The organism is Morganella sp. HSTU-ASny43, from assembly GCF_022819185.1.
GTDB classification, from domain to species: domain Bacteria; phylum Pseudomonadota; class Gammaproteobacteria; order Enterobacterales; family Enterobacteriaceae; genus Morganella; species Morganella morganii.
This window is the reverse complement of record NZ_WSPG01000045.1, coordinates 1-14,480: the sequence shown is the minus strand read 5'-3', so window position 1 is coordinate 14,480 and position 14,480 is coordinate 1. Positions and strand designations below refer to the sequence as shown.

General features: G+C 51.4%; 13 protein-coding genes. 8 read left to right on the top strand and 5 right to left on the bottom strand.

The features are described 5' to 3' along the window. Positions 1-89 precede the first annotated feature (89 nt). Positions 90-1,343 carry an NADP-dependent isocitrate dehydrogenase gene (gene icd / locus GN208_RS17055; RefSeq protein ID WP_004238119.1) on the bottom strand — a complete coding sequence of 418 codons (1,254 nt, stop codon included), beginning with the start codon at positions 1,341-1,343 and terminating at the stop codon, positions 90-92. A 144-nt stretch (positions 1,344-1,487) separates the two neighbouring features. Here icd and rluE point away from each other — a divergent pair, with 144 nt between their 5' ends. From rluE to GN208_RS17015, 8 genes are all read left to right on the top strand, one after another. Then, complete coding sequence (rluE, locus tag GN208_RS17050) at positions 1,488-2,168, top strand: 23S rRNA pseudouridine(2457) synthase RluE (protein WP_004238117.1); 681 nt, start codon at positions 1,488-1,490, stop codon at positions 2,166-2,168. Continuing rightward, on the top strand, positions 2,122-2,586 hold the full coding sequence (locus GN208_RS17045) for an NUDIX domain-containing protein (protein WP_046025126.1): 465 nt from the start codon (positions 2,122-2,124) through the stop codon (positions 2,584-2,586). Before rluE ends, GN208_RS17045 begins: the two co-directional genes overlap by 47 nt. 170 nt (positions 2,587-2,756) lie before the next feature. Then, on the top strand, positions 2,757-3,860 hold the full coding sequence (gene mnmA, locus GN208_RS17040; protein ID WP_004238115.1) for a tRNA 2-thiouridine(34) synthase MnmA: 1,104 nt from the start codon (positions 2,757-2,759) through the stop codon (positions 3,858-3,860). Positions 3,861-3,862: 2 nt separating this feature from the next. Next, positions 3,863-4,492, top strand: a complete 630-nt coding sequence (hflD, locus tag GN208_RS17035) for a high frequency lysogenization protein HflD (RefSeq protein WP_004238114.1) — start codon at positions 3,863-3,865, stop codon at positions 4,490-4,492. 21 nt (positions 4,493-4,513) lie between these two features. Further along, complete coding sequence (gene purB / locus GN208_RS17030) at positions 4,514-5,881, top strand: adenylosuccinate lyase (protein WP_004238113.1); 1,368 nt, start codon at positions 4,514-4,516, stop codon at positions 5,879-5,881. A 173-nt stretch (positions 5,882-6,054) separates the two neighbouring features. Further along, complete coding sequence (phoP, locus tag GN208_RS17025; protein WP_004238112.1) at positions 6,055-6,729, top strand: two-component system response regulator PhoP; 675 nt, start codon at positions 6,055-6,057, stop codon at positions 6,727-6,729. A 32-nt stretch (positions 6,730-6,761) separates the two neighbouring features. Further along, positions 6,762-8,231, top strand: coding sequence for a two-component system sensor histidine kinase PhoQ (gene phoQ / locus GN208_RS17020; protein WP_004238109.1), 1,470 nt, complete (start codon positions 6,762-6,764; stop codon positions 8,229-8,231). A gap of 112 nt (positions 8,232-8,343) precedes the next feature. After that, positions 8,344-9,465: a cupin domain-containing protein gene (locus GN208_RS17015; RefSeq protein WP_004238108.1), complete on the top strand. Its 1,122-nt coding sequence runs from the start codon at positions 8,344-8,346 to the stop codon at positions 9,463-9,465. A 61-nt stretch (positions 9,466-9,526) separates the two neighbouring features. Here the strand turns inward: GN208_RS17015 and GN208_RS17010 are convergent, their stop codons facing one another. The 4 genes from GN208_RS17010 to GN208_RS16995 form a co-directional block, all read right to left on the bottom strand. Continuing rightward, complete coding sequence (locus tag GN208_RS17010) at positions 9,527-10,438, bottom strand: fimbrial protein (protein WP_225806424.1); 912 nt, start codon at positions 10,436-10,438, stop codon at positions 9,527-9,529. Between the two features lie 151 nt (positions 10,439-10,589). Further along, on the bottom strand, positions 10,590-12,992 hold the full coding sequence (locus GN208_RS17005; protein WP_004238106.1) for a fimbria/pilus outer membrane usher protein: 2,403 nt from the start codon (positions 12,990-12,992) through the stop codon (positions 10,590-10,592). A 7-nt stretch (positions 12,993-12,999) separates the two neighbouring features. Beyond that, positions 13,000-13,668, bottom strand: a complete 669-nt coding sequence (locus GN208_RS17000; protein ID WP_243828494.1) for a molecular chaperone — start codon at positions 13,666-13,668, stop codon at positions 13,000-13,002. A gap of 49 nt (positions 13,669-13,717) precedes the next feature. Beyond that, the gene (locus tag GN208_RS16995) at positions 13,718-14,287 is read right to left on the bottom strand and encodes a fimbrial protein (protein WP_004238104.1); all 570 of its coding nucleotides are present in this window, start codon (positions 14,285-14,287) and stop codon (positions 13,718-13,720) included. Between the last annotated feature and the right edge of the window lie 193 nt (positions 14,288-14,480).

The window sequence follows — 14,480 nt, the reverse complement described above, 5'->3', positions numbered from 1 at the left end:
ATTTTGATAGTTTTTTGATAACCATCCCAATACGACAATAAAAAACGGGAACTGATAAGCTCCCGTTAACTATTTCACTGTAAACTGAATTACATGTGTTTGATGATTGCGTCACCAAACTCTGAGCATTTCAGGAGCTTAGCACCTTCCATCAGACGTTCGAAATCGTAAGTGACGGTCTTGGCAGCGATTGCCCCTTCCATTCCTTTAACGATTAAGTCAGCAGCCTCAAACCAGCCCATGTGGCGCAGCATCATCTCGGCTGAGAGGATTTCTGAGCCCGGGTTGACTTTGTCCTGACCTGCGTATTTTGGTGCGGTGCCGTGGGTGGCTTCGAACAGTGCGCATTCATCACCGATGTTCGCGCCCGGTGCGATACCGATACCGCCGACCTGTGCCGCGAGGGCGTCAGAAATATAGTCGCCGTTGAGGTTCATACAGGCGATAACGTCATATTCTGCCGGACGCAGCAGGATTTGTTGCAGGAACGCATCCGCGATCACGTCTTTGATAATGATCTGTTTGCCGGTTTTCGGGTTTTTCAGGCTTAACCACGGGCCGCCGTCCAGTAACTCGCCGCCGAACTCTTCTCGTGCCAGTTCATATCCCCAGTCTTTGAAGGCACCTTCGGTGAACTTCATAATGTTGCCTTTATGAACCAGGGTGACGGAATCACGGTCGTTATCAATGGCGTAGTTAATCGCTGCGCGGACCAGACGTTTTGTCCCTTCTTCAGAGCACGGCTTGATACCGATACCGCAATCCTGCGGGAAGCGGATTTTGGTTACGCCCATTTCGTCCTGCAGGAACTTAATCACTTTGTCTGCTTCCGCAGAACCGGCTTTCCACTCAATACCGGCGTAGATGTCTTCCGCGTTTTCACGGAAAATCACCATATCAGTAAGTTCAGGCTGTTTTACCGGGCTTGGCGTACCGGCGTAGTAACGCACCGGGCGCAGACAAACATACAGATCCAGAATCTGACGCAGTGCCACGTTCAGGGAGCGGATACCGCCGCCGACCGGGGTGGTCAGAGGGCCTTTGATAGCCACGCGGTAGTCACGGATAAAATCGAGGGTTTCATCCGGCAGCCAGACATCACTGCCATACAGTTTTGTGGATTTCTCACCGGTGTAGATTTCCATCCAGGAGATTTCACGCTTACCGCCATAGGCTTTTTTTACAGCGGCATCAACAACTTTAATCATTACAGGCGTTACATCAGCCCCGATTCCGTCCCCTTCAATAAACGGGATAACCGGATTGTCCGGAACGATTAATTTGCCTTGTGCGTCAATGGTGATTTTAGCGCCTTTCGCCGGAACAACTACTTTGCTTTCCATCAACCTCTCCTTAATGTTATGTAAGCGCAATGCTTTGTTAATTTTTTGTAATGGCCCTGTCAATACTACTTGAATAATTGCATCACGCAAATCCTAACTGTTTTAAGCTATAATGTAAGTCTCATTTTTTATAAAAAAGATATCATGGCTGTCAAAACTCCCCGAATCCGTACGACCGAAAAAAAACATTCACACCCGGCGGCACAGCGCCATCTGAATAAGCCTGTCCGTCAGCGCGGTCCGCGTAAAATGGTTTTGTTTAACAAGCCGTTTGATGTACTGCCGCAATTTACCGGTGAACCCGGGCAGAATACGCTGAAGGATTATATTCCGATCAAAGATATTTATGCCGCCGGTCGTCTGGATCGCGACAGCGAAGGTTTATTAATCCTGACGAATGACGGCGTGTTGCAGGCTCGGCTGACACAGCCTGATCATAAAGCAGAGAAAGTGTATTACGCTCAGGTGGAAGGGATACCGGACGAGGATGCGCTGAATCAGTTACGTAACGGTATCATTCTGAATGATGGCCCGACCCGCCCTGCCGGTGCTGAGCTGGTGGATGAGCCGGAGTGGCTGTGGCCGCGTAATCCGCCTATCCGCGAGCGGAAATCGGTACCGGTCAGTTGGCTGAAACTGACACTGCGGGAAGGCCGTAACCGCCAGGTACGCCGGATGACCGCCCATACCGGCCACCCGACCCTGCGTCTGATCCGCGTGCGGATTGGTGATTTTGCCCTTGATACCCTTGCCCCCGGCGAATGGAGAGAAGTGAATGATATTCAGACCTCATGTGACAGTGGCCTGCCTGGTCAGCGCCGGTGAAAAATTTCTGGTGGTGGAAGAAACCGTTAACGGCAAAGCCACCTGGAATCAGCCCGCCGGGCATCTGGAAGCCGGGGAAACCCTGCTTGCCGCCGCAGAGCGCGAGCTGTATGAAGAAACCGGGATCCGTGCTGCTCCCGATGCCCTGCTGAAAATTCATCAGTGGGTTGCACCGGACGGTACACCGTTTATCCGTTTTCTGTTCCGTGTGCTGCTGGACAGTGAGTGTGAGACGCACCCGCAGGACAACGATATCGACCGCTGCCACTGGGTCAGTGCGGATGAGATTATTCACAGTCCGATCCTGCGCTCCCCGCTGGTAAAAGAAAGTATGTTTGCCTGGTTTGCCGCCGAACCGCTGCCACTCTCGCTGCTGGGAACGTTCGGGGATGCGTTCGGGGAACCGGTCGCGCCGTAATGCATTGCGGGGAACAGACTGCGGAAAATTCTTTGCGAAAAAAGTGCCGATCCCGCACCTGAATGATGCGCCGCTGTGCGTATCATGGTAAAGTACGGCGCTTGTTTTTTTCCCCGGTTCTTCTTCGCGTCACTGTTTGCGGAGCAGACCGAATCGCCACGAGATCAGCCATGTCAGATAACAGCCAGAAAAAAGTCATCGTCGGAATGTCCGGCGGTGTGGATTCCTCCGTCTCAGCCTATTTACTGCAACAGCAGGGTTATCAGGTGACCGGGCTGTTTATGAAGAACTGGGAAGAGGACGATGATACCGAATACTGCTCCGCCGCCGCAGATCTTGCGGATGCACAGGCCGTCTGCGATAAACTCGGCATTGAACTGCTGACCATCAACTTCGCGGCGGAATACTGGGATAATGTGTTCGAGCATTTCCTGGAAGAATATAAAGCGGGACGCACGCCGAACCCGGATATTCTGTGCAACAAAGAGATCAAATTCAAAGCGTTCCTGGAATATGCCGCAGAAGATCTCGGGGCGGATTATATCGCCACCGGACATTATGTGCGCCGCCGCGATATCAACGGTACCACGCAATTACTGCGCGGCCTGGACAGCAATAAAGATCAGAGCTATTTCCTGTATACACTGAGTCACGACCAGGTGGCACAAAGCCTGTTCCCTGTCGGGGAACTGGAAAAACCGGAAGTCCGCCGGATTGCGGAGCAATTAGGGCTTATCACCGCGAAGAAAAAAGATTCCACCGGGATCTGCTTTATCGGTGAGCGCAAATTCCGTGATTTTCTCGCCCGTTATCTGCCCGCCAAACCGGGTCCGATTATGACGGTTGATGGTCAGGAAATCGGTCAGCATGACGGGCTGATGTACCATACCCTCGGCCAGCGCAAAGGGCTGAAAATCGGCGGAACCCGTGAAGGTTCCGACGAGCCGTGGTATGTTGTCGATAAAGATGTTGAAAACAATATTCTGATTGTCGCACAGGGCCATGAACACCCGCGTCTGATGTCTGCAGGGCTTATCGCGCAGCAGCTGGACTGGGTATCGCGGGAGCCGCTGACTCAGCCGATGCGTTGTGTGGTGAAAACCCGTTACCGTCAGGAAGATATTCCCTGTACTGTCACCCCGCTCGGTGATGACAAAATCAGTGTCCGGTTTGATAACCCGGTTGCTGCGGTCACGCCGGGTCAGTCCGCTGTCTTTTATCAGGATGAAGTCTGCCTGGGCGGCGGAGTCATTGAAGCGCGTATTACGGAGTGATTATGGCTAAAAATTACGAAGACATAACCCTCGCCCTGGCCGGGATCTGCCAGGCCGCGCGCCTGGTGCAGCAACTGGCGCATGAAGGTCAGACAGATAATGATGCGGTTGATGTGATGATCAACAGCATCATCAATAATAATCCGTCTTCTGTCCTGAATGTCTACGGCGACAATGTGCAGAACCTGCATACCGGCCTGTCCGCGTTCGCCGGGATGTTCAATATGACCGGCTCTCAGGGGCTGAATGCCGAGCTGACCCGCTATATGCTGGGTGTGATGCTGCTGGAGCGCCGCCTGAACAAAGCGCCGGGCGCGATGGATGAACTCGGCCGCCGTATTGATAATCTTGAACACCAGCGCGACCATTTTGGGCTGTCACAGGAAGCTATGCTTAATACCATCGCTGGTATCTATGTGGACAACATCAGCAGCCTCGGCCCGCGCATCCAGGTAACCGGCTCGCCGGAGATCCTGCGTAACACCCTGATTCAGGCTAAAGTCCGCTCGCTGTTACTGAGCGGGATCCGCAGCGCCGTGCTCTGGCGCCAGGTCGGCGGCAACCGTTTACAGTTGCTGTTTTCCCGTTCACGCCTGGTGGACACTGCCAAATATCTTCTCGCTCAACACTAAAATTACCGGGAGTTGCAACCAATGGAATTATCCTCACTTACCGCCGTTTCCCCTGTCGATGGCCGTTATGGTGACAAAACACGCGCACTGCGCGATATTTTCAGTGAATACGGTTTACTGAAATTCCGTGTACAGGTCGAAGTGCGTTGGTTACAAAAACTGGCGGCGTGTGCAGACATCCCCGAAGTTCCGGCTTTTGATGATGACGCAATCGCTTACCTGGATGCAATTGTCGCGAATTTCAGCGAAAAAGACGCAATGCGGATCAAAGAGATTGAGCGCACCACTAACCACGATGTAAAAGCGGTGGAATATTTCCTCAAAGAAAAAGCCGAAGCCGTGCCTGCCCTGCACGCTGTGTCTGAATTTATCCATTTCGCCTGCACATCCGAAGATATCAATAACCTCTCTCACGCCCTGATGCTCAGCACCGCCCGTGAAACCGTGCTGCTGCCGGCATGGCGTCAGATGATCGATACTGTCCGTGCCATGGCGGCGGATTACCGCGACCTGCCGCTGCTCTCCCGTACCCACGGGCAGCCTGCAACCCCGAGCACCGTCGGTAAAGAGTTTGCCAACGTCGCTTACCGGATGGAGCGCCAGTACCGCCAGTTACAGCAGACCGAAATCCTCGGCAAAATCAACGGTGCGGTCGGTAACTATAACGCACACTTATCTGCCTATCCGGATATTGACTGGCATAAATTCAGCGGTGACTTTGTGACCTCGCTGGGTATTCAGTGGAACCCGTACACCACACAAATTGAGCCGCACGATTATATCGCTGAGTTTTTTGACTGCGTGGCGCGTTTTAACACCATTCTGATCGATTTCGACCGTGATATCTGGGGTTACATTGCCCTCAATCACTTTAAACAGAAGACGATCGCCGGTGAAATCGGTTCGTCCACCATGCCGCACAAAGTCAACCCGATTGATTTTGAAAACTCAGAAGGTAACCTGGGTCTGGCTAACGCGGTACTCGGCCATCTGGCAACCAAACTGCCGGTGTCCCGCTGGCAGCGCGACCTGACGGACTCCACTGTGCTGCGTAACCTGGGTGTGGGGATCGGTTACTCGCTGATCGCTTATCAGTCCACGCAAAAAGGCCTGAACAAGCTGGAAGTGAACGAAAAACATCTGCGTGATGAACTGGATCAGAACTGGGAAGTACTGGCAGAGCCGATTCAGACCGTGATGCGCCGCTACGGTATCGAAAAACCGTATGAAAAACTCAAAGAGCTGACCCGCGGCAAGCGTGTTGATGCTCAGGCGATGCAGGTCTTTATCGACGGACTGGAGCTGCCTGACGCAGAAAAAGCCCGGCTGAAAACCCTGACCCCGCAAAACTATCTCGGGGACGCTATCCGTCTGGCAGATGAGTTGTAATTATTAACTCACTGATAATTAATCACACAGAGGCAGAGGATATCTGCCTCTTTTTTTATGATTAAACGCATATCGCGCGTATTATTTGGCGTACAAGTTCCCTATCCTTCATATAAACTGTTACAATTCACATCGTTTCCTGTTGGGATGTCTGTCTTTGTAAGGAATTATGTATGCGCGTGCTCATCGTGGAAGATAACAATTTACTCCGCCATCATCTGACGGTTCAGATCCGCGAGCTCGGCCATCAGGTTGATGCGGCGGAAGATTCAAAAGAAGCAGATTATTTTCTTCAGGAAAGTCAGCCGGATATCGCGGTGGTTGACCTCGGTCTGCCCGGCGAGGACGGTATGGTGATGATTGCCCGCTGGCGTCAGCAGCAGGTCAAAATCCCGATTATGGTACTGACCGCCCGTGAAAGCTGGCAGGAAAAAGTCGCCGCGCTGAATGCCGGGGCGGATGATTATGTTACCAAACCTTTCCAGCTGGAAGAGATTGTTGCCCGTATGCAGGCACTGATGCGCCGTAACAGCGGCCTCGCCTCCCAGACACTGGAACTGGGCATTTTTGTTATCGATCTTTCCCGCAAAGAATTCCTCGTTGACGGTAACGCCGTCAAACTAACCGCATTTGAATACACCATTATTGAAACCCTGATGCGGAATAATGGTAAAGTCGTCAGTAAAGATTCCCTGATGCGCCAGCTCTATCCGGATGCCGAACTGCGTGAAAGCCACACCATTGATGTGCTGATGGGCCGTCTGCGCAAGAAAATCCAGACATTTACCGATATTGATGCCATCGTCACTGTCCGCGGACAGGGCTACCGCTTCGACGCAGGGAAGTAACAGACGCCACTTAAGCCACTGAGGTATTGCGCATGACCAGGCGGACAACGCGCCCTTTCTCTCTGCGGACCCGGTTTTTACTGGCAACGTTTGCCGTGATCCTCGCCATGACGCTCTCTTACGGCGCCGTGGCGCTGGTCGGTTACCTGGTCAGCTTTGATAAAACCACCTACACCATGCTGCGCAGCCAGAGCAATCTGTTTTACAGCCTGTCGCAGTGGGATGACGGAAAACTCAATATCCGTTTTCCGCCGAATTTCTCCCTGAATGCCCCGTCTGTGGTGCTGATTTATGATGACAATCAGAATCTGCTCTGGCGGCAGTATCATATTGACGCGCTGGAGAGAGCCATTCCGGCCAAATGGCTGACCAAAGAGGGGTTGTATGATCTGAATACCTCGCTGGAAGCCACCAAATCCCTGCTGGTCAATACTCCGCTCTTTGCCACGGAAGATATCCGGATTAATGACCTCGATGATGATCACGACGGACGGATGATCCACTCCGTGTCTGTCAGCCGTTACGGCAAAACCGATACCCTGCCGCCGCTGACGATTGTGGTGGTGGATACCATCCCGCAAAATCTGCAGAAGACCTTCCGTGTCTGGGAATGGTTCGGTTACGTGGTGCTCGCTAACCTGTTTCTGCTCACACCGCTGATCTGGCTGGCGGCACACTGGAGCCTGCGGCCGATTAATGCTCTCAGCGGGCAGATCAGCGCCCTTGAAAAAGGCGAGCGGGAAGATCTGGATGAAACGCCGCCCAGCGAACTGCGCGGTTTGGTGCGTAACCTGAACCTGCTGCTGCACAGTGAGCGGGAGCGCTATACCCGCTATCAGCGCACGCTTTCTGATCTGACCCACAGCCTGAAAACCCCGCTGGCGGTGCTGCAGAGTACCCTGCGCTCACTGCGCGGTGGTAAAGATATGACTATTGAAACCGCCGAGCCGGTCATGCTTGAACAGATCGGACGGATTTCCCAGCAGGTCGGCTATTATCTGCACCGCGCCAGTATCGGCGGTGACAATACCGTGCTGATGCGGGACATTTCCTCCGTTCCGGCGCTGATTGACAGTCTCGCCAGTGCGCTGTCAAAAGTGTATCAGCGCAAGGGCGTGGATATTACCGTCGATATTCCGCCGGATATCACCTGGCTGGGACAGCAGAATGACTTTATGGAAGTCATGGGCAACATTATGGAAAATGCCTGCAAATACTGTCTGGAGTTTGTCGAGGTGACGGCGCAGTGGCAGCATGATGCGGTTATTCTGATTGTCGATGATGATGGTCCGGGTGTGCCGGAGGAGAAACGGGAACTGATTTTCAGCCGCGGTCAGCGGGTTGATACCCTGCGGCCGGGTCAGGGACTGGGGCTGGCAATTGTCACCGATATTCTGGAGCAGTATGACGGCGGCGCAGTTGTCACTGAAAGCCCGCTGGGCGGTGCCCGTATTACTGTGACATTCCGGCGTCAAACTGTTCACGACGAAGACACAGACTGAGAGTCAGTCTGTTGTTGCCGGCAAGTTATAAATATATGCATGAATATAATATGTCTTTTTCCGTTATACTCCCTTCATCTGCCTGATCACGGCGTTTATTGAGGACGAACACATGGATTATGAACTGAATATAGACTGGCAGACCTTTATGGAAAGCCACTGGCAAAAACGTCCGTTACTGATCAAAGGCGGTTTCCGCAATTTCCGCGACACCATTTCCCCGGATGAACTGGCGGGGCTGGCAATGGAAGATGAAATCGACAGCCGTATCGTCACCCGTTTCAGCGGAAAATGGGATGTGCGCCACGGGCCGTTTCAGGAGTTTGACGGGCTGGGCGAGAAAGACTGGTCTATCCTGGTTCAGGCCGTTGATCACTGGCATTTTCCGTCTGCCGCACTGATGAAGCCGTTCCGCTGCCTGTCTGACTGGCGGATGGATGACCTGATGATTTCCTATTCTGTTCCGGGTGGCGGTGTGGGTCCGCATCTGGATCAGTATGATGTGTTTATTATTCAGGGCCAGGGACGCCGCCGCTGGCGTGTCGGGGAAAAAATCCCGATGAAACAGCACGCGCCGCATCCGGATCTGTTACAGGTGGATCCGTTTGATGCCATTATTGATGATGAAATGGTGCCGGGCGATATCCTCTATATTCCGCCGGGATTCCCGCACGAAGGCTATGCCATTGAGGAATCACTGAACTATTCTGTCGGTTTCCGCGCTCCGAATGCCCGCGAACTGTTCAGCGGCTTTGCCGACTATGTGATTGCCAATGAGCTCGGCAGTTACCGCTACAGCGACCCGGATCTGGCGTTCCGTGATAATCCGGCGCTGATTCAGCAGGGCGAACTGACCAAGCTGCATGGTATGATGCAGGATCTGCTCGACCAGCCGGATGTGTTCCGCAAGTGGTTCGGTGAATTTATTTCCCAGTCCCGCCATGAGCTGGATCTGGCACCGCCGGAGCCGGCATACAGCCCGGATGAAATTCAGGAACTGCTGTCACAGGGGGAATCTCTGTTCCGCCTCAATGGACTGCGGGTACTGCGTGTCGGTGATACCTGTTTCGTTAACGGCGAAGCCCTGAAAACCCCGCATATTGAAGCAGCGGATGTGCTCTGCCAGTATGATGAAGTCACTGCCGAAATGCTGGGAGTTGCCTTCAGCGATCCGGAATTTGTGACCCTGCTGACAGTGCTGATTAATAACGGTTACTGGTATTTTGATGATTAATCCGCAATAAAATTGTATTCATCGTTCAGATAAAAGCGCCGCACCATTATGCGGCGTTTTTTTACTGGTAACGAATGGTGTAATTCAGAATTGTTTCCGCCGTGCCCGGCTCAATAGTATCCCTCGTCTGTATAAAGGCGGCCTGTAACCGCAATACGGCCCGCTGAGTGGTGATTTCATCAAATAAAAGTGGCTCTCCGAAAGTGACCGGCTGCCCCTTATTTGTCAGCCGGACTCCCACACCGGATGCACTGCCGTTTCTCCGCTGTAACTTCAGTGTTCCGGGACTGTTTCTGGCAGTAAATACATTGCCTGTTAACCGGATATCCGCCGTTGTCACATGGCTGCACTGCAGTGCAATAGTCAGGTTACGGATGCTTCCCGGGGCAACAGACCCTTTGCCGCTGAAATCAGTCCGCGATACGACACCTAAATCCACATCTGTTTCTGTTTGTGGATCAAGATCACAGGAATGTTGCCGGACAGTAAATCCGTCCAGATAGATTTTGGTTTCCGGCATACTATACAATCCTGCAGCCCAGTACCCGCCCACACGCATAGCGATTTCACCCAGATAGCCTCCCGGATGGTGAACAGCTATTTCAGGTTCCAGTTTATAGAGTGTCACCGCTGCCCGTACCCGATATGGCTGAGACGGATCCATGCCGCTGCTGATCGTACACAGTCGTTTATTGGCCGTGTTGTTGTCCGGTGAATCACGACCGTCCACATAGCGCGACGATTTCATGCATTCCGGATGCTCCGCCACCGCCCCCAGGCTGTAGCCGATACCACCGGAGAGTTCATAGATAGTGTGTCCCGACGCATTTTGTGTTCTGTTACCCGGCATTCCGCCAACCAGCACAAATTCAATCTCTCTGCCGCTGTCGATCCGGCACTGAGAGACATCAATACTATCCGAAAATATTGTCTCCCCGATAATACCGCCAACCGGTACATTATACGCAGCCATGATATAGCCGGCTGGTATGCGGAGAGTCGTTTCCGGTGTGATAAGTGCACAGGTTTCCCCGGCTGGAGCGGCCGGAATATATCCGGCTGTCAGCCACAGGAAAAAAACTGCCCGGCATAGTGCTCTGATCTGAGTAAACATTGCTTCTCCTTTACCGGCATATCAGAGGGAGAGTTATCAGTCCCTGCTGATCTTCCGGGACAGTAAAATCCGCCCCGCACTGCTCATGCATTCCTTTCCCCCAGACAGCCTGTAAATGCCCCTGAGCCGGTAACCCGCTGAGATACACTTCCCCGTCCTCACCGGTAATACCGCTGACGCTGCTGTCATCTGCTTTTTTCACCTTCACCCGTGCGGCGAACGGTACCGGGCCTTGTGCAGTCCGCAGTGCATAAATCACGCGATAACCGGTATTCACTGCAAAACGAACCGGCACCAGCGCTCCTTTTGACGGGATCACCTGTACGACCGGATCATCCGCATCCGCATTATCCGGCAGGGTTTCGGGGTCGATACGGATAACATTCTGATGATAATGACTCAGTTGCGGAATAACACTGAACCCCGCACTGTCAGTCTGCGCCGCTGCCCTTGAGGCCACACGGATCCCCCCGGTACCGCCGGTATCTGCCAGCCCGTTGGTTTCACCCAGCGGACGTGACAATGTGATACCGTCACCGTGAATAATCAGCCCGCCCTGTATATCCCCGTTCAGGGTATTGTGTCCCTGACTGTGATTAATACGTCCCCGGATATCGGCCAGGTCGTGACGCCAGCGCAGCTCCGCCCCGCGGTAATGTGCAGCCCCCTGCTGCTGATAACTGTGTGTAACTGAATACCCGAGACGTTGTTCATCTCCGAGCAAACCATTCACGGATGTTTGCAGAGAAGCCTTTCCTGCCCGCTGGTGGTAATGAAAATGACTGCGGGCTTGTTGTCCGGCAAAATCCAGCGGCACCGACAACGCAACAGACACCCGTTTATCTGCCTTCCGAAAATGCCCGCCTGTACGGTATTGTGCATTCACTCCGTAATGTACCCGGCCGATGTGACCGGAATAGCCGGCATCCCTGTTAATCATCGCCCGGTATCCGCGCCCGTCATGGCCTGTGCGGTTATAGTGATAGCCTGCCGACAGCGTACCGTTATCCCCCGGCAGCGGTTGCAGCAACCTGACCTGCCATTGCCTAGATTGTTGCTCATGTGCAGCCCCTGTATTCACCAATGTTCCGGCCAGCGGAAAAAATTTCTGATAATTCAGCCGGTAACGCGGATGCTGCGTTGCTGTTGTATGCCGCATCAGAATATCAGCAGACACCCCGCCTGCCGCGCCCATATTGACACCGGCCCCCACACCGCTGCTCAGGGCATGCTGTGCCGCATAACTACCACCGTACAGTGTCAGGACTGAATTAATGCCGTATGCTGCCGTACTTTTCACAAACAGGTCTTTGTTATTATTTCTGTTTCCTCTGTATTTTCCTGTATCCAGCGTGTAGCTGAGCCGGCCCTCCCGCTGCATAACCGGAACTGAGGTTCCGTGCTGTGTAAAACGCTGTACAGTGCCGTCCGCCTCCTCAATGGTGACATCCAGTTCAGTTCCCTGAAAAGACGTATTCAGATCATCAATAACAAATTCACCGGCAGGTAATGTTTCACGGCGGATAGTCATTCCCTGCTGCCTGATAGTCAGTTCTGCACTCTGACCGGTTATTCCGCGGATAACCGGTGCATAACCCTGCTGATTCAGCGGATACATATCACTTTGTGAAGCCAGCCGGATCCCTCTGAACGCACGGCTGTCAAACAGCACATCCCCGCTGAACAATTCCCCCAGCTGTAACTCGCTGCGCCGGGAAGCAATGGCACGGTACATCCACAACCGCTCTGACTGCCATGTCAGTTTACCCTCACGGTGTTCCGCCCTGCTGTGATGCCGCAACCGCCAGTCCCCCGCATTAACACCACTTTGCAGCAAAAGAGTATGTCCGGTACGCTGACTGAAGCTGTTACTGTCCCGCGAAAAGCGATAATCATAATTGAGCATAAATGCAGTAATACCCGGTTCCCATAACGAAGCATCTGCGGCCCGCTGTGCTTCTGTCAGAAAAAAACGTTGCGGGATAGTAATATCCAGCGACTGCCGCGCGGAGTCAAAACTCAGCGAGACCCCGCTGACCAGCGCAGTAATATCCGCAACCGGCGCTGTATTTTCTGTTTCTGCAAATGCCGGCGATGCATCCGGCCGTAATCCCCATATCAGCCATTGCCTGCGGTTCACCCATGGCAGCAATCTTTTTTGCTGCGGATGATAACGAAACTCCAGCCACTGACCACTGACTGCCTGCTGATTGACAGTTACAGCCACGAAGTAACGGCCTTCTTCCTGAAATTGCCGTTCCCGCAAATACTGAAACTGTGCAGGATCCATCACCGAATCATCTCCGTCCAGACCAAGCGCCGCCGGATTAAAATAAGGTGCAGCAAAAACGGTTACCGGAGGAAAAACGATCACCACTGCCAGAAGAAAAAAATAAGGTGTTTTCAATTGCATAATAATATTATTTATCAAAAACAACAGGTTTAGAAATAATCCCGCCAAAATCGGAGATGTAGCTTATGGTTATTTCGTCATTACTATGAATAGTTGTTACCGGTACAGTTAATGATTCGAAGGGAACTATCATCTCCGAAACAGTATATTCCTTATTATTAACCAAAATATTTCTGACGGTGATATGAAAAGGTGAGTCATTAATGATTTTTATTCTGTTTCCTTTTCGTTCATACCTCAGTTTATTATAATCAGGCTCAGTTAATCCTGCAGGGCGATAGAATAATTTAAACTTTGAATTAATAACAATCTGAAGTTTATTTTCTCTGTTTTCATCTGTTTCCGGAATGCCTTTTATATTCAGCCAGAGTAATGACTCTCTGTCATCCGGAAATTCTGTTTTTTTCCGCATGACACGCAAAATTCCTTTTTTTCCTGCATCCAGCTGAAAAATAACCGGCGTGAGAATAAAGTCCTTACTTTTCGTCATGCCATCTTCTTTTTCAACCCAGCTCTGAATTAAATAGGCTGATTTTTTATCCGTATTATCAACAGGAATTGTGATCATTTTTTTATCCTGCGGATAAATAAACCGGGTGCCGCCGACAACCACGGCAGCAATCGCCTGACTCATTGTCAGAAAAGTAATAATAAGAAAAGTAAAACCGATTTTCATGATGCTGTTTATCCGGGGCGGCAACACCTGTTGCCGCCGGTATTAAATGTTACTCATAAGAAACAGTGTAATTCACCGTTGCATTACCTTCACCCGGTGTTGCCAGGCCGGTAGCCTGATACGCTGCGGTATAATTCAGAGTATAATCACGGGAATCGGCCTTTAGCAGAATATCACGATAGCCACCTGCCGGCGTTACCTGCTGCCCTTCAGCAGTCGCAATGCTGATCCCTACTTTTCCGGCACTTTTTTCATTGGCATCCAATGCATACAGCGTTGCATTGTCTGCATGTGCCGTGCCCTCCATTTTGATTTTCAGCGATGTCATTGCTAATGAACAGTTAATCAGAGAAATATCAAAGGCTTTTTCTTCCGTTCTGTCATCATTTTTCTTCAGTTTAGCGACTGAATGCTCGCCCAGATAAACATCTTTATCTTTTAGTGTAATATCACAGCTTGAGTCAGTGATTTTCCCTGTAAATCTGATATTCCCTGTTATTTCTTTGGGATCGACGTCGACTTCCGGAGCGATTTCATTAACATCACCATCCGCAGAGAATGCATTAAAGGAAAATAAAAGTAAGGATGAAATAATTAACTTTCTTTTAAATAAAGACATAAAAATTACCTTTTAAATATTCAACAAATATATGTTTCTTATGACATGTATTATCTGAACAGATATAATCATACACTAAATATTGACAAGCGGATGACTATACCAGCAGGAGATAAACAAACACAAAACAAAGATTAATCAGTGAGTGATAAAAAATCACATCAACATAATAATCTTACTGTTTATTTAAGTC

Bases quoted from the DNA above. Each gene is read 5' to 3' on its own strand.
- GN208_RS16995 (WP_004238104.1), bottom strand. From the start codon at position 14,287: ATGTCTTTATTTAAAAGAAAGTTAATTATTTCATCCTTACTTTTATTT.
- phoP (WP_004238112.1), top strand. From the start codon at position 6,055: ATGCGCGTGCTCATCGTGGAAGATAACAATTTACTCCGCCATCATCTG.
- GN208_RS17000 (WP_243828494.1), bottom strand. From the start codon at position 13,668: ATGAAAATCGGTTTTACTTTTCTTATTATTACTTTTCTGACAATGAGT.
- GN208_RS17010 (WP_225806424.1), bottom strand. From the start codon at position 10,438: ATGGCTGCGTATAATGTACCGGTTGGCGGTATTATCGGGGAGACAATA.
- icd (WP_004238119.1), bottom strand. From the start codon at position 1,343: ATGGAAAGCAAAGTAGTTGTTCCGGCGAAAGGCGCTAAAATCACCATT.
- phoQ (WP_004238109.1), top strand. From the start codon at position 6,762: ATGACCAGGCGGACAACGCGCCCTTTCTCTCTGCGGACCCGGTTTTTA.
- GN208_RS17005 (WP_004238106.1), bottom strand. From the start codon at position 12,992: ATGCAATTGAAAACACCTTATTTTTTTCTTCTGGCAGTGGTGATCGTT.
- mnmA (WP_004238115.1), top strand. From the start codon at position 2,757: ATGTCAGATAACAGCCAGAAAAAAGTCATCGTCGGAATGTCCGGCGGT.
- hflD (WP_004238114.1), top strand. From the start codon at position 3,863: ATGGCTAAAAATTACGAAGACATAACCCTCGCCCTGGCCGGGATCTGC.
- GN208_RS17015 (WP_004238108.1), top strand. From the start codon at position 8,344: ATGGATTATGAACTGAATATAGACTGGCAGACCTTTATGGAAAGCCAC.
- rluE (WP_004238117.1), top strand. From the start codon at position 1,488: ATGGCTGTCAAAACTCCCCGAATCCGTACGACCGAAAAAAAACATTCA.
- purB (WP_004238113.1), top strand. From the start codon at position 4,514: ATGGAATTATCCTCACTTACCGCCGTTTCCCCTGTCGATGGCCGTTAT.